The organism is Candidatus Poriferisocius sp. (assembly GCF_965208355.1).
Classification (GTDB): domain Bacteria; phylum Actinomycetota; class Acidimicrobiia; order Acidimicrobiales; family Bin134; genus Poriferisocius.
The window spans coordinates 3,210,351-3,228,381 of sequence record NZ_CBDBOM010000003.1; the positions used below are offsets into that span (position 1 = coordinate 3,210,351).

Below are 18,031 nucleotides of genomic sequence, written 5' to 3' on the forward strand. Positions count from 1 at the left end.
GTGGCGCGCTTGGAGGGACTCGAACCCCCGGCCTTCTGATCCGTAGTCAGACGCTCTAATCCAACTGAGCTACAAGCGCGGGCAGCAGCCAGTGTACCCGGCCCATAACCCGTGCCCGCTACCGGATTGGCGCGATCACGCCTCCTTGATCGAGCGGGTGATTATGACCCCGCCCACCAATGCCACCAGAGGCCCAGAGCCGAACGCGAAGACCCCAAGCATCATCAGCCCCACAACGTTGGAGCCAGCAGTCACCGCAATGGCGACACCGGCCATCTGGATCATGAGGTAGATCCACTGCTGTCTGTCTTTCGCAAATGGGGTTTGCATTGTCGTCAATTCGGTGAGAAGAACTAGGACAATCCCCCCCAAAATGAGGATAGGAAAGCCAAAGAGAACTTCTGAATGCAGACCATTGAACGCCTCCTCACCTGTTCTGCGATTGGCTATCAATGCAGAGGAATTGAGCACCCAATCAAGCCAAAATGAGGCGACAACGGCCAAAGCGGCACCAAGAGCAGCTGCCGAGGGACGCAGTTGCAGTTGTGGTCTATCCTCCTCTTCGAAGACCAGAATCAATGCTCCCAAGACGGCAATCGCCGAACCTGCCAAACCGACCCATACCCCCGCGGCAAGACCATTGTCTAACCCGACAATCGTGATGTATACCAACGTACTTCCGAGTGCACCCAGAGCAATTCCCATTGCGACGCCAGAAGTCAGGCGCCTCAGGACAAGCAACAAGCCCGCCAGAAAGACAATCGTTCCAACACCGAAAGTCGAAACACCAACACCGGCAATGTTGGGGAAGCTGTCGTTCCCCACCTCGAGCCAACTAAGCAGCGTGGACAGAGCCATCGCCGCCCCGCCAACCACAACAAACATGCGTCCTGTAGAAGGAAGCTCGAGTGGCCCCAACATCCCAGTGCCGCCCCCATCGTCGCCACCCGCATCAGCGGCTTCGGGGGAGCCTTCGGCCATGGCGTCTTCGGGTTCTTGGTCGGCGAAGTCCTGCGACGCAGGTTCCTCGGATCTGGTGGTGAAAGCGTCGTCACTCATGGTTCTTCCCTTCCCGATTGACAACGTTCCCAGCGTACTCCCGGCACCACGGGTCAAGGTCTCGAATCGATCAGGTCGAAGGGCGACCTGATCGGCTATTCGACAGTGGGCAGCTGGTCGAAGGGAATTACCCGGGCATCGGCGACGGGCAGAGGGGCGTCAGAGCGGAACCAGCGCAGGCTGAGCGATCCTTGGGGGTGACCGGCGGTGTCCAGCCAGTTGGGCATACCGGGGTCTTGGTGGGCCACCACCAGGCGCACTGTGCCATCGTCGCGGCGCACCGCGGTGTCTCCGTTGATGACCGCGGTTCGATTTCGCCAATCCACCGTTTCGCCCCAGTGGCTCAGCAGCACCCACGCCCAGTAGTCGGCCCCGCCCGACGGGTCGAAGTCCAAAACCAGCGCCTCGTGGGGGGCGAGCTCCCAGTCGCCGGAGAGGTAGCGCACGTTCTCGGGGGTGAGCAGGTCGCCCTCGTCGGGCAGCGGCGGGAAGGTGTTGACGGGCACGTCACTCGGCACCTTCTTCCTCTGCTGTACCCACCAGCCGAACGAACCGGTGGCGATGAGTACGGATATCTCCAGCCCCTGGCGCAGCTGATCAGGTGTGAGCATGGGGGCAGGCCCCGCGGAGGGGATGGCCTCGATGGTAGGCCGGGGATGGGCCAACCTCACGGCCAGATCGGTGAAGTAAGTGCGGATGAGAACCGAGCTGGCGTCGGCTTCCAAACGGAGCTGATTGGGGTTGTCGGGCTCGGGGTCGGGGGTGAGCAGCAGCTCATAGCTCCCGTCGGGGTCGACCAACAGCGTGGTGTCCTCCACCGCGTCCACCAATCGTCGTCCTCCACCGCTGGCGAAGCTGCCGGCGTATACCCCGATCTCTACGGCCACTGCCCCGGCCATCGTGGCGTTGATCCGGTACGACCGATCGCCGCTGATGGAAGCAGAGAAATAAGTCTGGTCGGGGTTGTCACCCATGTACTTGCGGATGGTGGTCTGGACGTCTACGAACTCCGGTCGCTGCGGATCGGCCCGCTCCAGGCAATTCTCCAACCCGAAAACAAAGAATCGGCTTAGCGCCCGAATGCCCTCGGCGCGGGCATTGGCATGATCCGGCGCTCCCTCGGCCAGCACCAACTCCCCGGCGTCGGCCATCGCCTGGCAGTACGCCCGCCAGGCCTCGATTGAGGGATCCACGTCAGCAGCCACCTACCCGCTCGATCCCGTAGAGGAGCGTCCTCCTAGTACACGCCGGGGAAGATGCGGTAGGGCACCTTCTCCGACCCGGAGAGATCAAAGAGATGTTCGATGCCAAGTGCGTCACCCATGTGCCGGATACTACTTCCGCAGGAAGACAGTCATCCGCAATGCCCAACGCCCAAGCCACCTGCGGCAACTGCGAAGCCGTGTAAAGATCGGCGGTATGCAGAGCGGGATTGATGTTGCCGACGGCTATCGACGCACCGAGATCATGGACGGCCCGGCGGGTCCCATAGAGGTGAAGATCGCCGGGGAGGGTCCCGCGGTGGTGCTGATCCCATCGCTGGGCCGCGGGGCCGACGACTTCGACGACCTGTCAGTGCGCCTGGCCGACCACGGCTACATGGCCGTTGCCCCCGAGCCCCGGGGCATCGGGGCCAGCACCGGCCCACTCGACGATCTCTCGATGTTCGATCTAGCTGCCGACATCGCCGCCGTCATCAAGGCCCTCGACATTGCCCCGGCCACGCTGGTGGGCCACGCCTTCGGTAATCGTGTGGCCCGGATGACCGCCACCGAATACCCCGAGTTGGTGGAGAGCGTGGTCTTGCTGGCCTGCGGGGGTCTCATACCGGCGGCGCCCGAGCACCTCGAAGCCCTTCGGACCGTCTTCATGTCCGACGCCTCCGACGCTGAGCACCAAGCCGCGGTGGCCAAGGCCTTTTTCGCCCCCGGCAACGACGCCTCGGTTTGGTTCGACGGATGGCACCGCAACGCTTCGGGGGGCCAGGCACATGCGTCGACCTCGCTCGATCCGAGCCACTGGTGGCAAGCCGGCCAGGCCGACGTGCTGGTCGTGCAGCCCGAGGACGACATGGTCGCCCTGCCAACCAACGCCAGCACCATCGTGGAACAGCTCGGCGACCGGGCCACACTCGCCACCATCCCCCGCGCCGGTCACGCCCTGTTGCCCGAACAACCCGAGGCAGTCGCTGCGGTTGTGCTGAGATGGCTTGGCGACCGGAATCAGGAGAATTAGTGGACTTCGACGTCGTCATCATCGGCGCCGGCGCTGCCGGGCTTTATGCCCTCCACCGGGTTCGCGGGCTCGGACTGTCGGCCAAGGTCTACGAGAAGGGCGATGGGGTGGGCGGAACCTGGTACTGGAACCGCTACCCCGGCGCTCGGTGCGACGTGGAGAGCTGGGACTACTGCTACACGTTTTCTGAGGAGCTCGAACTGGAGTGGGAGTGGACTGAGCGGTTCCCTACCCAGCCGGAGCTGGAGCGATACTTCAACCACGTTGCCGACCGCTTTGACCTGCGCCGCGACATCGAGTTCGAGACCCGCGTGGATCAGGCCCGCTTCGACGACGACCAGTGCCGCTGGCTGATCAGTACATCGAACGGCGAGACAGTCTCGGCTCGGTTTCTCATTTCGGCCGCGGGCTGCCTGTCGGAGGTGAACACGCCCCGGTTCGAGGGCGTCGAAACGTTCGAGGGCCGACAGATCCACACCGCCCGCTGGCCCAAGGGCGGCATCGACGTCACCGGCATGCGGGTCGGCGTGATCGGCACCGGGTCAACGGCCGTGCAGGCCATCCCGCAGCTGGCCAAACAGGCCGACCACCTGTTCGTGTTCCAGCGCACCCCGCAATTCGCCATCCCGGCCCGCAATCGGCCAATCGACGCCGACCACCTTGAGGAGCTGAAGCACAACTACCGCGAGCGGTGGGAGCTCAAGCGATCCAACCCGGTCGGCATGGGGCGTCGGCCTCCCGAGGTCTCGTCGGCTCTCGAAGTCGACGAGACCACCCGTACGAGGATCATGGAGGACTCGTGGGCGCTGGGCGGGCCGGGCTTCGCCCGAACCTTCGACGACGTGATGACCAACGCCGAGTCGAACCAGATCACGTCGCAGTTCGTCTTGGACAAGATCAAAGAGAAGGTCGCCGATCCGGCGGTGGCCGAGAGCCTCCTGGCCATCGACCACCCCCTCGGCGCCCGCCGGCTGATCGTGGAAATCGACTACTTCGAAACCTACAACCGGGAGAACGTGACGCTGGTAGACGTGGCGACTGCCCCCATTGAGGAGATCACCCCTCAAGGACTGCGAACCACCGAGGACTCCTACGAACTCGACCTGATCGTGTACGCCACCGGCTTCGACGGCATGACCGGCGCCTTGCTGGCCATGGACATCCGGGGAGTCGGCGGACTGCCGCTCCGGGCCAAATGGGCCGAAGGGGCCGGCGCCTATCTGGGCCTGGTGGCGTCGGGATTCCCCAATTTCTTCATGATCACCGGTCCCGGCAGCCCCGCGGTGTTCAGCAACGTGATCTTCTCCATCGAACAGCATGTCGACTGGATCGCCGACTGCCTCGCCCACATGCTCGACCACGGTCTCCACCGCATAGACGCCGACCCCGAGGCCGAAGCCCAATGGACCCAGCAGGTCCACGACATCGCCGCCCAGAGCATCGTCGGCAAAACGGATTCCTGGTGGACGGGCGCCAATATCGAAGGCAAGCCCCAAGGGGTCACCTTCTACCTCGGCGGCACCCACACCTACCGCGAGATCTGCGAAGAAAACGCCGCCAACGGCTACAAGGGTTTCGTTTTTCGGGAAGCTCACCACACTGCCGCCCGGAAACCGCACCTACGATGGAATCAGCGCTGAAATAGACACGGGAATGGGAACCATTATCATTAAGCCATGGCTGATGAGCGAGTTCCTGTAACGGTGCTGACGGGGTTCTTGGGCGCGGGCAAGACCACGTTGTTGAACCACATTCTCACCGAGCAGCACGGGAAGCGGATTGCGGTAATCGAGAACGAGTTCGGCGAGGTCGGCATCGACGATGCGATCGTGCTCGATGCCGAGGAAGAAATCTTCGAGATGAACAACGGCTGCATCTGCTGCACCGTGCGAGGCGATCTGATCCGCATCCTCGGCAATCTGATGCGACGCAAAGACCGGTTCGACCAGATCCTCATTGAGACGACCGGGCTTGCCGACCCTGCGCCGGTGGCCCAGACGTTCTTCGTTGACGACGAGATGGCTGACCAGTTGCGGCTCGACGCCATCGTCACCGTGGTTGACGCCAAGCACCTCCTACCCCACCTGGACGAAGAGAAGCCCGAGGGCGTGGAGAACGAAGCTGTCGAGCAGCTGGCCTTCGCCGATCGGATTGTGCTCAACAAGATTGACCTTGCCGACGATCGCGAGCTTGACGAGGTCGAGTCCCGGATCCGAGAGGTCAACCCGCTTGCTCCGATCATCCGGACCCAGCATGGAAAGGTGGACTTAGATGCGATCCTCGAGGTCGGCGCCTTTTCGCTCGACCGGGTGTTGGCCGATGATCCGGAGTTCCTGGATCCCGATGCCGAGCACCAGCACGACCTGACGGTCACGTCGGTTGGCATCGAGGTGGATGGCGACCTCGACATTGACCGGCTCAACGAGTGGATGGGCAATCTCTTAGGTACGAAGGGCACCGACATATTCCGCTCGAAGGGCATCTTGTCTATCGCCGGGTGGGAGGAGCGGTATGTGTTCCAGGGTGTCCACATGCTCATCGATGGTCAGGCCCACGGGACTTGGGGTGGCGAAAAGCGGCGCAATCGCCTTGTGTTCATCGGGCGCAATCTCGACCGGGCATCGCTAGAGGCAAGCTTCCGGTCCTGCCTCGTATGACCGACACCTCGCCTGCCGCTCAATGGCGGGTGGACCTCGAGGACTATGTGGGCGTACTCGAACTCTCGCCGCCCCGCCACCAGGCCGTGGCCGGGTCGTTGGGCGGCGACGTCGTGCTCATCGACACCGCTGACGGATCAGCCAAACCGTTGGAACGCCATGAAATGGGTGCTCTGAGCGCGGCGTGGTCTTCTGATGGGAGCCGCTTCGCGGTCGGTGGGCAGGACGGACATGTCCGGATCTACGACCACACAGGGGCCCCTGCGGGGTTCGTCGCTGGGTCTGAGTGGGCGACGGCGCTGGCCTGGTCGCCAGATTCCCCTCTGCTGGCGATCGGCGCCGGCCGTCGCCTGCTCATCGTCGACGAGGACGGCGCGCTCCTCCACGACTTCGACGATCAACCCTCCACAGTCACGGCGGTTGCCTGGTCGCTCGACGGCACGCGCGTCGGTGCGGCCGCGTACGGCGGCGTCGACTGGCACGACGTTGTCGGACCGCGGAGCGGGCGTAGCCGGCGCTTCGACTGGAGAGGTTCGCTGCTCGCGCTCGTACTGTCGCCCGATGGAAAGTGGGCCTGCGCCGGGGCACAAGACTCAACCGTCCATCTGTGGAAGCTGTGGAGCGGTCGGGAACTCTCCATGGATGGCTACCCGTCAAAGATCGAGCGACTTGCGTTCCGGGACGACGGCCGTTGGCTCGCGGTGGCGTGCCTGGGCGAGCTCACTGTCTGGGACTTCAGCGGTAGCGGACCAGCCGGCACGGCTCCGGCATCCTCATCCGGTCACGACAAGCACATTGAGGGCCTCGCATGGAGCCCATCGGGCGCGTACATCGCTACGGGGGGAGGCGATGGTCGCACCATCGTATGGGGTGCCCCGACGCGCGCCGGCCAGGATCTCTCTCCAGCCACTGCGGTCGAGTCCGATGTCTCGACTAGCCGGATTCAGTGGGTCAGCGACGACGACCTTCTGATCGGGCGGGCCGACGGAGGCGTCGTCAAGCTCGCCATCTGACAGCGCGGTTTTCTGGTTGGTTCAGAGGACGTCGGCGAGCCGTGGCGGCTAGGAGCAGGCGGGACAGGTTCCGAACACGTCAAGCCGATGAGATTTCGGTTGGAAACCCGTCGTGCTCAGCGCCTCGTCGAGTGCTGTCTCAAGACTGCGTTCAGCCGCAGCAGGCATGAAGAAGTCGTCAACCCCTCCACACACGGTGCAGATGGTGTGGTGGTGATGGCCGATTATGTCGACGGAGAACTCGTAGCGAGTCGAGTCGTCGACTCCGGCGACTCGTCGCACGACGCCCACGCTCTCGAGGTCGGCCATATTGCGATAAAGCGAGCTTTGAGTCAGACGAGGACGCAGTTCCAGCATCTCAGGGATGGTTGCTGGCCGACCGGCGCGAAGGAGGAGATCGACGAGTTCCCGCCGGCCTTTGGTGTAGAGCTGGCCGGCTTCACGAAGGCGGGCCGATACCAAGTTGTGAGTATCGACAAGCCGCGGGCCCATCGGCTTATCCTACTGAACCGCCCTGGGCTGCTTGACCTGGGCTTGTCGTCGACCATCCACCATCGCTGGTTCGGAGAGGACCCATGCAGCGAGCTTCCCGAAATAGCTTGCCGTTTGCTCCGCGGCGAAACCAGCTACTGGGAAATGCAGGAAGAATGGCATGGCGTGGCTGCCCACTAGCCGCCGCTAGTGGCGGGTTGGGCGGGCGCTGCCCACGTCGCAGCGGCGGATTTGGCGGTGTTGGGGGAAGTGGTCAGCGGCAGATCGGTGGTTGGTGGAGCGCTCGTCCCAGATGGCGAGGTCGCCGGGCTGCCAGCGCCACCGGCAGTGAAAGCGGGCGTCATCGATGTGGCGCCCCAACAGATCCAGCAGCGCTGCGCTCTCGTGCTCGGTGAGCTCGTTGACTCGCTGCATAAACGTTCCGCCAAGGAAGAGCACCTCTCGGCCTGACTCGGGGTGTATGCGAATCAAGGGGTGGTCCACGGGGGGGTAGGCATCGCGAAATCGCCGTCCGATGTCGTTCTCGGCCGACGATCCTGGGTTCTTGCGCTCCATACCGGCAATGAAGCCGTCGCAGCTGTGTCGGACGGTCAAGCCGCGGCAGAAGCCCTTCATGGGCTCCGACAGGGCCTCGAATGCGGCGGTCATCGAAGCCCACAGGGTGTCGCCGCCGCGTTCGGGCACGATATTGGCCTGCAGCAGGGCGAAATCGGGTGGTTCGGCCACATAGGTAACGTCGGTGTGCCAATAGTCAGCCTCGGGCGGGCTGTCGGGGCCGTCTTCGATAACGGCCATGGTCGGCTCGGTGACGCCCATCAACGCAAACAGGGGCCAGATGTTGGGCTCGCCGAGTACCCGGCCCAGAGCAAAGTGCTGTTCTTCGTCGAGGAAGGCGCCGCGGATGAACACCACCTCATGTTCCACAATGGCCTCGCGAAGCATCTTCTTGGCGTCGTCGTCCAAATCGACCAGGTCCACCCCGGATAGCTCAGCGCCCAGCGATCCCGAGACGGGGGTGACTCTCATACGTGCCTTCTCCATCGACCATGCACAAGTAGGGTGCGAAGCCAGCTTAGTTCCGGTCGATGATGATCGATATCTCTGGTTCGAGCAATCGAGGAGAGCGCGGCGGGTGGCGCCGTAGTGCCATCGATATGCCCAATGTCATTCAGGTCGTGCCGCTGACTTCGCAACTTCGAGGGTTTGCGTCAGAGGTGGAGATCGAGGTGGAGTGCTGGGCCTGATCCTCGACGTCTCTGGCTGATTCCGCTTTCAGTAGTTGACCAACCCCGGTCGATTTCCCGCTGCTTCCGGTGAAGATCACTGGCTGGCTTGGCGGTGTTCCTCCCGGGCGAAGCTCACTCCGGTGGCTCAGATGTGAGGATGGCTGGAATGTCTCGTCGGGCGTGCAGGACGCGCCAGATGTCTATGTGATTGTCGTCAGGCACGTAGAAGATCAGGTACGGGAACTTGCGTAGAGGCCAGCTCCCCAGGTCTGGAATCTCAAGTTCATAGGAGAATTGGAGGGATCCGGTGAGAGGGTGTCGACGGAGGTGCTCGACTGCGGCTTCGAGTTGATCGACGAATTCGACTGCTGTTTCAGAACCGGCTTGGTCGCGGTAGTAGCTCACCGCGGAGGCTATGTCGGCCGCTGCGGCGGCGCGGAGGCTGGCTTGCACTGGCGTGAACTCAGGAGCTGGCTTGGGCCTGAGTTCGGAGTGCTGCGAAGTAGTCGGAGTCGGCGTTGTTGGCGATGGGGGAACGGGCGCCTTCAAGGAGGGCGTTGCGGAGCTGGAGGCGGCCGTGGTCGCGACGGATCAGGTTGCGCACGTATTCGCTTGTCGAGCCGTAGTTGCCATCGTTGACTTGGGAGTCGACAAAGGACTTGAGGTCATCGGGGAGCGACACATTCATCGTGGTCATCGCTCAGAGTGTAGTGCTTTGGCAAACCTTGCCAAAGCACTACACGATCTCCGGCTACTCTTTGGCTGATAGGCGGAGTAAGCGAATTACCATTGTCGCGGAATTCACTAGTAGGCCGCGAGGGGGAAGTGATGCGCCGAGGGAAATGGCTGGCCCTAGTGGTTGTGATGGCGCTGTTTCTTGCCGGGTGCGGTGGGGATTCAGACGAGTCCCCAACCGATTCGGCGGGCGCGAGTGAGGCGACGGCGGCACCGGAGCCCACGACCGCTCCTGATGAGGACAGTGCCGCGCCAGAAGACGGGGGCGACTCGGCCGCTGCCGACGGAGACTCTGAGCAGAGCAGCACGGCCGAGAGCGGGGCTTCAGAGGAAGACAGCTCCCCCGCAGACGCTCCTGAGGAAAGCGGCGCCGTGGAGAGCGACGCCGAAGAGAGCGACGAGGACGAAGAAGAAGTTGTCGAGCTGATGGCGACTGCTCGGGGCGTGACGGCCGACACAATCACTTTGGGCGTTGCCATCACCGATGTGACCGTCTTTGCCGATGTGGGCGACATCCTGGCCCGGTATCAGCCGTTGGTCGACGCCACCAATGCTGCCGGCGGGATCAATGGGCGTCAGGTGGAGATCATCACCGAACAATGGGACATCCTCGATTCGGTGGCGTTCGAAGCAGCCTGCGTGGCTCTCACCGAAGACAACGAGGTGTTCTTGGTGCTCGGTTTTATGCCCGCCGGCTGGGGCAGCATCTTCTGCTACATCGACCTCAACGAGACCATCGTCATCAACACCTCCGACTTGGATCAGCAGGATCTCGATATGAGCGACGGGCGCTTGATCACCACCCGCCCGTACCAGTTCGGCTCGCTGCTCGCCGGACTGGAACTGTTGAGGCCCGAGCTTGAGGGAGCCAGGGTGGTCATCTACGGCGCTTCTGTCGACGGGCGGATCGAGACCGCCGAGGAACTGCTGCGCAGTTTCGGGGCCGAGATTGTCGAGGTCACCAGACAGCAGGTCGGCGGGGAGGATCTTATTGCTGCGGAGGCCGAGATCGACATCCACGTCGAGCGGTGGCGGACGCGCAACCCCGACTGGATCATCAACGTCGACGGCGCAGTGGCCGGAAGCCTGCAAGGGCTTGTGCGGGCAGGGCTAACCGACTGGAACATCGTCACCCCGGCCAACGACGCGCCTAGCAATAACGCGATGGGCGCCGATCTGAGCCTGTTTTCCAATCTGATTGCCACCGGTGAGCCCGGCGCCGAAGAACTGGCCGCCCAAGGCCTCTATGGCATTCCCGAGTGCTTCGACATCATCAACGCGGCGACCGATCAGGGCTTGGGAACGTCCGGCAAAGCCGAAGATGCCCAAGCCGGGACCGCGATCGAGGTTTGCGCGGCGTGGGACGTCTTTGTGGCGCTGGCGACAGCCGCCGGGCCCAACCTCACCCCGGAGAGCTTCCTCCAGGCTGGCTACAACCTCGGAACATTCCCCATGACCGGGTCGCCGAGCGGGTCGTTGGCCCCCGACAAGCCGTGGGTGTCCAACGCCCAGCCGGCGCTGTTCGTCTACGACGCGGAGTTGGATGCCTTCGTTCCCCGATGAGATGCACGGCGTGATCCCGATGAGCCTCATCGGCTAGCGCGGAAGGTGTGGGATTCGAACCCACGGTGACCCGGAGGCCACAACGGCTTTCGAGGCCGCCCCATTCGTCCGCTCTGGCAACCTTCCGCCCTTCAGAATAGTGAGCGGTGTCGGCGGCCTCCCAGCCCATATCCTGACCACGTGACCGATGATCGCCAGCTCATGGATCTGGCGTTGGCCGAGGCTCGGCGGGCCGCTGAGGGCGGCGAGGTGCCCATCGGCGCAGTGGTAGCCATCGACGGGAAAGTGGTGGCCGCCCGTCACAATGAGCGGTTGAGCACCAACGATCCCACCGCCCACGCCGAGATCCTGGCACTGCGGGACGCAGCCAAGGTACAGGGCACGTCTCGGCTCGACGGGGCGGTGCTGGCCACCACCCTGGAACCGTGCCCGATGTGCGCCGGCGCGGCAGTGATGGCCCGGGTGGCCCGGGTGGTGTTCGCTGCCGAAGACCCCAAGGCGGGGGCTTGCGGAACCCTCTACAACCTGGGCGCCGATCCCCGGCTCAACCACAACTTCGAGGTGGTGGCCGGGGTGGGCCGAGAGAAGTCCGCCGCCCTGCTCCGGGAGTTCTTTGCCGAACGCCGCTGAATCAGCGGCGCTTCTTGGTGCGGGCGCTCCTCCGCTGCTGGGCCCGATCTTCCCCTCGGCGGCGGGGCCAGAACAGCCAGACGACTAACACCACGGCCACGGGGATGATCACTATCAACGCCACGGTGGCCCCGCTGATGCCGCCATCGCCGCCCGACCCTTCGGCGGCCGACTCGGGAAGCCACTCTGGTGGGGCGGCAGCCGGGTCGTAGGTGAACTCCCACTCCTCAGTGGCCCAATCGCCATCGCTTTGGTCCAGCAGTTCCCAGATCACCTTGTAGGTGCCGGGCTCAGTAAGCGGGTCGAAGTGGCCCCGCACTAGGTGGCCGTTCACCTCAATCGCCGTCAAAGCGCGGGTGCCGTCGGGATATTGCAGCGCCACCCCGTTCTGATCGTGGGGCTCAATGGGCTCCCGGAACTCCATTTCCACCCGGTCGACCAGTCCTCCGACTGCTTGATCGGGCTTCGGGGCCGACCGGCGCATCTCGGCATGAGCCGCGGCAGTGTCACTGAACACGACCAACAGCGAGAGCAGCAAGGCCAAAACGATGGCGATGGCCACCACCAGCGCCACTGCCTTTTGGGTCCGAGCCCGCATTTCCCAACCCTACGACCCAACTTGGCCCTCCAAACAGCCGACTGTCACTAGCGGGGCGTATCGTGCAGTCAGTGCATGCGATGGGCGGCGCCCACGGCGCCATCGGCCACGACCCAACCGGGGTCAGGGGCAAGCAGATAGCCGGGCAGACGATCCGCCGGGTGGCCAGCTTTGCGCGCCCCTTCCGGGCCATGCTCATCGGGTTCGTGGTGGTGCTGCTGCTGGGAGCGCTGCTGTCGCTGGTGCCCCCGCTGCTGTTCCGGCAGATCATCGACGAGGCCATCGAGAACCGCGACCGGGGCCAAGTGCATCTGCTGGCCGGGATCATCGTGCTGGCCGCTTTCGGCGAGGCGGCGCTGTCGTTTGTCGAGCGCTACTGGTCGGCCCGCATCGGCGAGGGGCTGATCTACGACCTGCGGGTGAAGCTGTACGACCACGTGCAGCGGATGCCTATGGCGTTCTTCACCCGGGTGCAGACCGGATCGCTCATCAGCCGCATGAACAACGACGTGATCGGCGCCCAGCGGGCGTTCACCGGCACGCTGGGGTCGGTGGTGTCCAACACCATCGTGCTGGCCACCACGCTGGTGGCCATGTTCCTGCTGGAGTGGCGGCTCACGCTGATGGCGCTGGCCCTGCTGCCGGTGTTCATCTTGCCCACCAAGCGGGTGGGCCGGAAGCTCCAGGCCCTCACCCGGGAGTCCATGGAGCACAACGCCTCCATGAACACGGTGATGACCGAGCGGTTGAACGTGTCGGGGGCACTGCTGGTGAAGCTGTTCGGGCGCCACAACCAGGAGCGGGACGGGTTCGGATCAACCGCCGGACGGGTGCGAGACATCGGGGTGCGCAGCGCCATGTACGGGCGGACGTTCTTCATCGCTTTGAGCCTGGTGGGGGCGGTGGGCGCCGCGGTGCTGTACTGGGTGGGGGCCCAGCTGGTGATCTCTGGGGCCATCACCGTGGGAACGCTGGCCGCCATGGGGCTGATGGTGGTGCGGATCTATACCCCGCTCACCAGCTTGACCAACGCCCGGGTGGATGTGATGACCGCGCTGGTGTCGTTCGAGCGGGTGTTCGAGGTGCTGGACACCCCCAACCCCATCGCCGACCGGCCCGATGCGATGGCCCTGCAACAGCCCAAGGGGCGCATCGAACTAGCCGACGTGACCTTCACCTATCCGCCCAGCGACGACCGGCTGGCCTCGCTGCAAACCGACACGGCCGCCCCGGAGGCCACCGGCCAGCCGGTGCTGCGCCACCTGTCGGCGGTGATCGAACCGGGCCAGCTGGTGGCATTGGTGGGGCCATCGGGAGCGGGGAAGACCACCTTGGCCGCGCTGTTGACCCGGCTCTACGACGTGGACACCGGAGCGGTGCTGATCGATGGCACCGACGTGCGTGACGTCGCCCAGGAGTCGCTGCGAGCCTCCATGGGGGTGGTGCCCCAGGATCCCCACCTGTTCCACGAGACGGTGGGCGACAACCTGCGCTATGCCCGGCCCGGCGCCACCGAGGCCGAGATGGAGGCCGCCTGCCGTTCAGCCCACATCCACAACCTCATCGCCTCACTACCCCAGGGCTACGACACGGTGGTAGGCGAGCGGGGCTACCGCCTGTCGGGCGGTGAGAAACAGCGGCTGGCTATCGCCCGGGTGCTGCTTAAAGACCCGGCCATCGTGGTGCTGGACGAAGCCACCAGCCACCTCGACAGCGAGAACGAGGCGCTGGTGCAGCAGGCCTTGGGGATTGCCCTTCAAGGGCGCACCGCGGTGGTAATCGCCCACCGGCTGTCCACGGTGACCAACGCCGATTTGATCTTGGTGCTCGACCGAGGGGAGCTGGTGGAATCGGGGCAGCACGAGGATCTGCTGGCCGCCAACGGGCTGTACGCCGAGCTGTACCGCACCTTGGTGCGCAACGAGCAGCGGTCTCCCGCTGAGAGCACGGCATGAGCCTGTTCGACTCCGCTGATCCGAGGGCCGCGGCCGGCCCGGTGACGTTCACCGTCGCCGAGCTGGCCGACCGAATCAAGCAGGTGCTGAGCGACGCCTTCGGCGACGAGCTGTGGGTGGAGGGCGAGATCCGCAACCTGAGCCGGGCCCGCAGCGGGCACATGTACTTCGACCTGGTGGAGCCCGACCCCGACAACGGCGCCGGCAAGCAGCCCGAGGCATCAGTGTCGGTGGCGCTGTTCCGGTTCAACCGCGAGCGGGTGGAGGAGACGCTGCGCCGCCACGGTGGCATGGCCATGGAAGACGGGATGAAGATCCGCATCCTGGGCAAGCTGGACTTCTGGCCTCCCGGAGGCCGCCTCCAGCTGTACATGTCGGGCATCGACCCCAACTTCACGCTGGGCGAGCTGGAGGCCGAGCGGCTGCGCCTGCTGGAGAAGCTGCGCGACGAGGGGCTCTTGGCCATGAACCAGGGCGTGCCCTTTCCCGTAGCCCCGCTGCGGATCGGGCTGGTGACCTCCAACGGCAGCGCGGCTCATCACGACTTCTGCGACGAGCTGGTGAACAGCGGCTTGGCCTGGGAGGTGCTGTTGGCCGACACCCCGGTGCAGGGCGCCGACGCGCCTCCGCTTATCGCCGCGGCTATAGCCGCGGTGGGGCGAGCCGGAGTGGACGTGATCGCGGTGGTGAGAGGGGGCGGGGCCCGCACCGATTTGGTGGCCTTCGACAGCGAGGCGGTGGCCCGGGCCGTCGCCAACGCCCCGGTGCCGGTGGTGTCCGGGGTTGGCCACGAGATCGACCGGACCATCATCGACGAGGTAGCTCACGAGGCCCAGAAGACGCCCACCGCGGCGGCGGTGTTCATTGTGGGCGTGGCTCGGGCCCATTTGCAGGCAACTGAGGCGGCGTGGGATGGAATTGCCGAGTGGGCCCAACGACTGGTGGAAGACGCCAACCGGCGACTGCTGGCAGTGAGCCAGACCACGGCTAGAACCGCCGAGGGCCATCTGCATCGCGCCAGCAGCCGGTTGGAGGGCCGGGCAGGGCGGGTTCGAGACTTGGCCGAGACCCGAACCCGGGGCGAAACCCGCAAGGTGGACGACTGCGCGGGGACCATGCGCCACCGGGCCACTGCGGCCATTGTCGACGGGCGGCGCACGCTGGAAATGAAGATGTCAGGCGTGATGGCCCAGGCTCTGCGAATCCCGAGGGCAGCCACCAAAGAGTTGGTCAACCTGGAGGGCCGGGCTCGACTTCTCGATCCCCGGGCAATCTTGGCCCGCGGTTGGTCGATCACCCGTCACGGCGACAAAGTTGTGCGCAACTCATCGGCGGTTGCCGCAGGCGATGAGCTGGTGACCACCCTGGCCGAAGGCGAGCTGCACAGCACCGTGTCTGAAGAACAATGAGGAGTACGAGACGATGAGTACACAAGAGATCGGCTACGCCGACGCGCTGAGCGAGCTTCAGCAGATTCTGGGTGAGCTGGAGGCCGAGGACATCGACATCGACGTGCTGGCCGTGAAAGTCGAGCGGGCCGCGGAGCTGATTCGGGTGTGCCGGGGGCGGATCAACGACGCCGAGGTGCGGGTGAAAGAGATCGTGGCCGGACTGGACCACGAGTCCTCGTCATCCGACTCGGAAGACGCTTCCTCAGACGACTAGAACGACACAGTCGGTATTTCGCCGACAACAGACCAAGCGGGGAGCAGGTCTTGCCCATAGAGAAACTCGACACGGTCGACGCCTTCATCGTCTTCGACTTGGCCGACGCGCCCGAGTCGGTGGGCATCGTCCGATCGGCCCGCAAGATCCTCCCCGGCGGGGCCAGCGACTTGGCCCGGTCGATGACCTACGCCTTCGCCACCTTCGAGATGCAGCGCAGCGGAGCCTCGGCGGGGATCAACGCCGTCGACGACGACCGAGCCGACGCAGTAGCCAAATTCACCGCCGAGATCGCCCCCATGGTGGCCTCAGGCCGCTTTCTGCCTGAGCCCGGCACCCGGGTGCCTCGAACCGCTTTGGAGTCATTGGCCGAGGCTGATCCCCGAGCCGCCATAGGAGACGTGGCCGATCGGGCGACCATCGCGGGGGTGGTGGCCGCAGCGACGTCTGCGGCTGGCGGGTTGGACGGCCGCACCGTGGCCATCGAGGGCTCAGGACCGGTTTGCGACGCTTTGACTACCGCAGTTGAGGATCGGGGCGGCTCAATGGTGGAAATGAACGGCCAAGTCGACGTGCTGTTCGCCGGTTCCAAGATGGGGGCCATCGACCACACCGCAGCCGAACAACTCCAAGTGGGCACTCTGGTCCCCTACGGCCCGATCCCGGTCACCGCCCGGGCGCTGGCCATCCTCGGCCGGGCCGGCACCACCGTAGTCCCCGACTTCATCTCCACCGCCGGATCGCTGTTCGCCTGGTGGCCCACCGGCGACTCCACCCCCGACGCCATCGCCGCCGACGCCGCCGCCCAGATCACCGCGTCGCTAGAGGAAATCGCCGACCACTCCGACGGCCTCTTCCTAGCCGCCGCCTACCGGGCCGAGAGCTTCCTCAGCACCTGGCAAGACTCCCTTCCCTTCGGCCGCCCCCTGGCGTCGTAGCGCTTCAGCGCAGCTAGCCGCTGCGGGGGACTTGGTTGAAGGGGAGGTCGCGGTCGGCGGCGAGTTCGCGGGGCATGCCGAGGATCCGCTCGCTGATGATGTTGCGAGCCATCTCGGTAGTGCCGCCACCAATGCAGGTCTGCTGGCGCTGGACGAATTCCACGCCGTAGGAGCCGGTGTCCTCGCCCTGATTCCACACCAGGGCCCGATCGCCGTGCAGTTCCATGGCCACTGTCAACCGGTCGGCTCGGGACACGCCGTGGAACAGCCGAACCAGTGATCCGGCCGGCGCCGGAAAGTAGCCGCTCTCGATTCCCTTCACCACCCGGTCGGACAGCAGAACCTCCACCCGACTCAACGTCTCGGTTTCTCCCAAGCGCTGGCGTTGACGGCCCACGTTGCCGCCGAAGTCCCGGGCGATGTCAGCCAGATCATCCAGACCGTCGGCCGACCGGTTCCGGTGGCGGCCTTGGGTGTAGGGAGAGGCATTGCCCACCGCGGCCCGCTCGTGGAACAGCAGACGGCTGGCCACCGTCCAACCGTCGTCCACCTCGCCCACCACGTTCTCGGCCGGAATAATGACGTCGTTGAAGTACTCCTGGCAGAACTCCTCGGTGCCGTCCACCATCTGGATGGGGTGAATCTCGATGCCCGGGTGGTGGATGGGCACGATGAACATGGTGAGGCCCCGGTGCTTGGGCACCTCCCAGTTGGTGCGGGCCAGCATCAGGGCATAGTCGGAGCGCTGGGCGAACGTGCTCCAAATCTTGGAGCCATTGATGACGAACGTGTCGCCGTCCCGGTCGGCCCGGGTCAAGGCCCCAGCCATGTCGGAGCCGCCGCTGGGCTCAGACATGAACTGCACCCACAGTTCATCGCCTCGGATCCACGCCGGGATATAGCGCTGCTTCTGCTCCTCGGTGCCGCACTCCAGAATGGTCGGCCCGCAGATCGACAGGGTGGGCACGCTGAACAGGATCGGCATGTCGAAGTCCATGCTCACGTCGTCGATGATCCGCTGGTGGGCGATGGTCAGGCTCTGGCCCCCGTACTCCTTGGGGTAGCACACCGCGGCGTATCCCCCGTCGGAGAGCCGGCGCTGGAGCTCCCGATTTCGGGTGCTCTTCAGGTCGTCGTCATGGGTGGGGTGCCAGGGGTTGACCGGGTCGCGCCGAGGCATGTTCTCATTCATCCACGTCTCGACCTCGTCCCGGTACTCGGCCAACTCGGCGGGATCGGTGGCGGCGTATACAAAGTCGTCCATC

18 protein-coding genes and 2 tRNA genes are annotated in these 18,031 nt (G+C 64.8%); 10 read left to right on the top strand and 10 right to left on the bottom strand.

Annotation, left to right across the window (positions count from 1 at the left end; genetic code table 11):
* Position 1: 1 nt before the first annotated feature.
* The 3 genes from ACOGXH_RS16195 to ACOGXH_RS16205 all read right to left on the bottom strand — a co-directional run bounded on the left by ACOGXH_RS16195 (position 2) and on the right by ACOGXH_RS16205 (position 2,264).
* A tRNA-Arg gene (locus tag ACOGXH_RS16195) sits at positions 2-79 on the bottom strand.
* Positions 80-135: 56 nt separating this feature from the next.
* Positions 136-1,059: a hypothetical protein gene (locus ACOGXH_RS16200; RefSeq protein ID WP_419930121.1), complete on the bottom strand. Its 924-nt coding sequence runs from the start codon at positions 1,057-1,059 to the stop codon at positions 136-138.
* A gap of 95 nt (positions 1,060-1,154) precedes the next feature.
* Positions 1,155-2,264: a DUF1214 domain-containing protein gene (locus ACOGXH_RS16205; RefSeq protein ID WP_419930122.1), complete on the bottom strand. Its 1,110-nt coding sequence runs from the start codon at positions 2,262-2,264 to the stop codon at positions 1,155-1,157.
* A 214-nt stretch (positions 2,265-2,478) separates the two neighbouring features.
* Here ACOGXH_RS16205 and ACOGXH_RS16210 point away from each other — a divergent pair, with 214 nt between their 5' ends.
* The 4 genes from ACOGXH_RS16210 to ACOGXH_RS16225 are packed head-to-tail and all read left to right on the top strand — an operon-like array spanning position 2,479 to position 6,964.
* The gene (locus ACOGXH_RS16210) at positions 2,479-3,294 is read left to right on the top strand and encodes an alpha/beta fold hydrolase (protein WP_419930123.1); all 816 of its coding nucleotides are present in this window, start codon (positions 2,479-2,481) and stop codon (positions 3,292-3,294) included.
* Positions 3,264-4,934: a flavin-containing monooxygenase gene (locus ACOGXH_RS16215; RefSeq protein ID WP_419930124.1), complete on the top strand. Its 1,671-nt coding sequence runs from the start codon at positions 3,264-3,266 to the stop codon at positions 4,932-4,934. The genes ACOGXH_RS16210 and ACOGXH_RS16215 overlap by 31 nt, the downstream gene beginning before the upstream one ends.
* Positions 4,935-4,970: 36 nt before the next feature.
* Positions 4,971-5,951 carry a CobW family GTP-binding protein gene (locus ACOGXH_RS16220; protein WP_419930125.1) on the top strand — a complete coding sequence of 327 codons (981 nt, stop codon included), beginning with the start codon at positions 4,971-4,973 and terminating at the stop codon, positions 5,949-5,951.
* Positions 5,948-6,964: a WD40 repeat domain-containing protein gene (locus tag ACOGXH_RS16225; protein ID WP_419930126.1), complete on the top strand. Its 1,017-nt coding sequence runs from the start codon at positions 5,948-5,950 to the stop codon at positions 6,962-6,964. Before ACOGXH_RS16220 ends, ACOGXH_RS16225 begins: the two co-directional genes overlap by 4 nt.
* Before the next feature lie 48 nt (positions 6,965-7,012).
* On the opposite strand, the gene ACOGXH_RS16230 is transcribed toward ACOGXH_RS16225, so the two are convergent.
* The 4 genes from ACOGXH_RS16230 to ACOGXH_RS16245 form a co-directional block, all read right to left on the bottom strand.
* Positions 7,013-7,456, bottom strand: coding sequence for a Fur family transcriptional regulator (locus tag ACOGXH_RS16230; RefSeq protein WP_419930127.1), 444 nt, complete (start codon positions 7,454-7,456; stop codon positions 7,013-7,015).
* Positions 7,457-7,642: 186 nt separating this feature from the next.
* Positions 7,643-8,482, bottom strand: a complete 840-nt coding sequence (locus ACOGXH_RS16235) for a TauD/TfdA dioxygenase family protein (protein ID WP_419930128.1) — start codon at positions 8,480-8,482, stop codon at positions 7,643-7,645.
* 332 nt (positions 8,483-8,814) lie between these two features.
* A complete protein-coding gene (locus ACOGXH_RS16240; RefSeq protein ID WP_419930129.1) occupies positions 8,815-9,135 on the bottom strand; it encodes a type II toxin-antitoxin system RelE/ParE family toxin in 321 nt (106 codons plus the stop codon).
* Between the two features lie 10 nt (positions 9,136-9,145).
* Positions 9,146-9,379 carry a type II toxin-antitoxin system ParD family antitoxin gene (locus ACOGXH_RS16245; RefSeq protein WP_419930130.1) on the bottom strand — a complete coding sequence of 78 codons (234 nt, stop codon included), beginning with the start codon at positions 9,377-9,379 and terminating at the stop codon, positions 9,146-9,148.
* Between the two features lie 131 nt (positions 9,380-9,510).
* On the opposite strand from ACOGXH_RS16245, the gene ACOGXH_RS16250 reads away from it, so the two are divergent.
* Positions 9,511-10,980, top strand: a complete 1,470-nt coding sequence (locus ACOGXH_RS16250; RefSeq protein ID WP_419930131.1) for an ABC transporter substrate-binding protein — start codon at positions 9,511-9,513, stop codon at positions 10,978-10,980.
* Between the two features lie 39 nt (positions 10,981-11,019).
* Here the strand turns inward: ACOGXH_RS16250 and ACOGXH_RS16255 are convergent.
* Positions 11,020-11,106: transfer RNA gene (locus ACOGXH_RS16255), tRNA-Ser, on the bottom strand.
* A 54-nt stretch (positions 11,107-11,160) separates the two neighbouring features.
* Here ACOGXH_RS16255 and ACOGXH_RS16260 point away from each other — a divergent pair.
* Positions 11,161-11,610, top strand: a complete 450-nt coding sequence (locus ACOGXH_RS16260; RefSeq protein WP_419930132.1) for a nucleoside deaminase — start codon at positions 11,161-11,163, stop codon at positions 11,608-11,610.
* Position 11,611: 1 nt separating this feature from the next.
* Here the strand turns inward: ACOGXH_RS16260 and ACOGXH_RS16265 are convergent, their stop codons facing one another.
* Positions 11,612-12,208, bottom strand: coding sequence for a copper resistance CopC family protein (locus ACOGXH_RS16265; protein WP_419930133.1), 597 nt, complete (start codon positions 12,206-12,208; stop codon positions 11,612-11,614).
* 62 nt (positions 12,209-12,270) lie between these two features.
* Here ACOGXH_RS16265 and ACOGXH_RS16270 point away from each other — a divergent pair, with 62 nt between their 5' ends.
* The 4 genes from ACOGXH_RS16270 to ACOGXH_RS16285 are packed head-to-tail and all read left to right on the top strand — an operon-like array spanning position 12,271 to position 16,766.
* Positions 12,271-14,163: an ABC transporter ATP-binding protein gene (locus ACOGXH_RS16270; protein ID WP_419930134.1), complete on the top strand. Its 1,893-nt coding sequence runs from the start codon at positions 12,271-12,273 to the stop codon at positions 14,161-14,163.
* Positions 14,160-15,572: an exodeoxyribonuclease VII large subunit gene (gene xseA / locus ACOGXH_RS16275; protein WP_419930135.1), complete on the top strand. Its 1,413-nt coding sequence runs from the start codon at positions 14,160-14,162 to the stop codon at positions 15,570-15,572. Before ACOGXH_RS16270 ends, xseA begins: the two co-directional genes overlap by 4 nt.
* A 13-nt stretch (positions 15,573-15,585) precedes the next feature.
* Entirely contained in the window at positions 15,586-15,828 is a 243-nt protein-coding gene (xseB, locus tag ACOGXH_RS16280; RefSeq protein WP_419930136.1) for an exodeoxyribonuclease VII small subunit, read from the top strand.
* 50 nt (positions 15,829-15,878) lie between these two features.
* Positions 15,879-16,766, top strand: a complete 888-nt coding sequence (locus tag ACOGXH_RS16285) for a hypothetical protein (protein WP_419930137.1) — start codon at positions 15,879-15,881, stop codon at positions 16,764-16,766.
* Between the two features lie 13 nt (positions 16,767-16,779).
* Here the strand turns inward: ACOGXH_RS16285 and ACOGXH_RS16290 are convergent, their stop codons facing one another.
* Entirely contained in the window at positions 16,780-18,030 is a 1,251-nt protein-coding gene (locus ACOGXH_RS16290) for an acyl-CoA dehydrogenase family protein (RefSeq protein ID WP_419930138.1), read from the bottom strand.
* Position 18,031: the final 1 nt, after the last annotated feature.

Bases quoted from the DNA above. Each gene is read 5' to 3' on its own strand.
- ACOGXH_RS16265 (WP_419930133.1), bottom strand. From the start codon at position 12,208: ATGCGGGCTCGGACCCAAAAGGCAGTGGCGCTGGTGGTGGCCATCGCC.
- ACOGXH_RS16230 (WP_419930127.1), bottom strand. From the start codon at position 7,456: ATGGGCCCGCGGCTTGTCGATACTCACAACTTGGTATCGGCCCGCCTT.
- ACOGXH_RS16215 (WP_419930124.1), top strand. From the start codon at position 3,264: ATGGCTTGGCGACCGGAATCAGGAGAATTAGTGGACTTCGACGTCGTC.
- ACOGXH_RS16220 (WP_419930125.1), top strand. From the start codon at position 4,971: ATGGCTGATGAGCGAGTTCCTGTAACGGTGCTGACGGGGTTCTTGGGC.
- ACOGXH_RS16225 (WP_419930126.1), top strand. From the start codon at position 5,948: ATGACCGACACCTCGCCTGCCGCTCAATGGCGGGTGGACCTCGAGGAC.
- ACOGXH_RS16250 (WP_419930131.1), top strand. From the start codon at position 9,511: ATGCGCCGAGGGAAATGGCTGGCCCTAGTGGTTGTGATGGCGCTGTTT.
- ACOGXH_RS16235 (WP_419930128.1), bottom strand. From the start codon at position 8,482: ATGAGAGTCACCCCCGTCTCGGGATCGCTGGGCGCTGAGCTATCCGGG.
- ACOGXH_RS16210 (WP_419930123.1), top strand. From the start codon at position 2,479: ATGCAGAGCGGGATTGATGTTGCCGACGGCTATCGACGCACCGAGATC.
- ACOGXH_RS16245 (WP_419930130.1), bottom strand. From the start codon at position 9,379: ATGACCACGATGAATGTGTCGCTCCCCGATGACCTCAAGTCCTTTGTC.
- ACOGXH_RS16200 (WP_419930121.1), bottom strand. From the start codon at position 1,059: ATGAGTGACGACGCTTTCACCACCAGATCCGAGGAACCTGCGTCGCAG.
- xseB (WP_419930136.1), top strand. From the start codon at position 15,586: ATGAGTACACAAGAGATCGGCTACGCCGACGCGCTGAGCGAGCTTCAG.
- ACOGXH_RS16290 (WP_419930138.1), bottom strand. From the start codon at position 18,030: ATGGACGACTTTGTATACGCCGCCACCGATCCCGCCGAGTTGGCCGAG.
- xseA (WP_419930135.1), top strand. From the start codon at position 14,160: ATGAGCCTGTTCGACTCCGCTGATCCGAGGGCCGCGGCCGGCCCGGTG.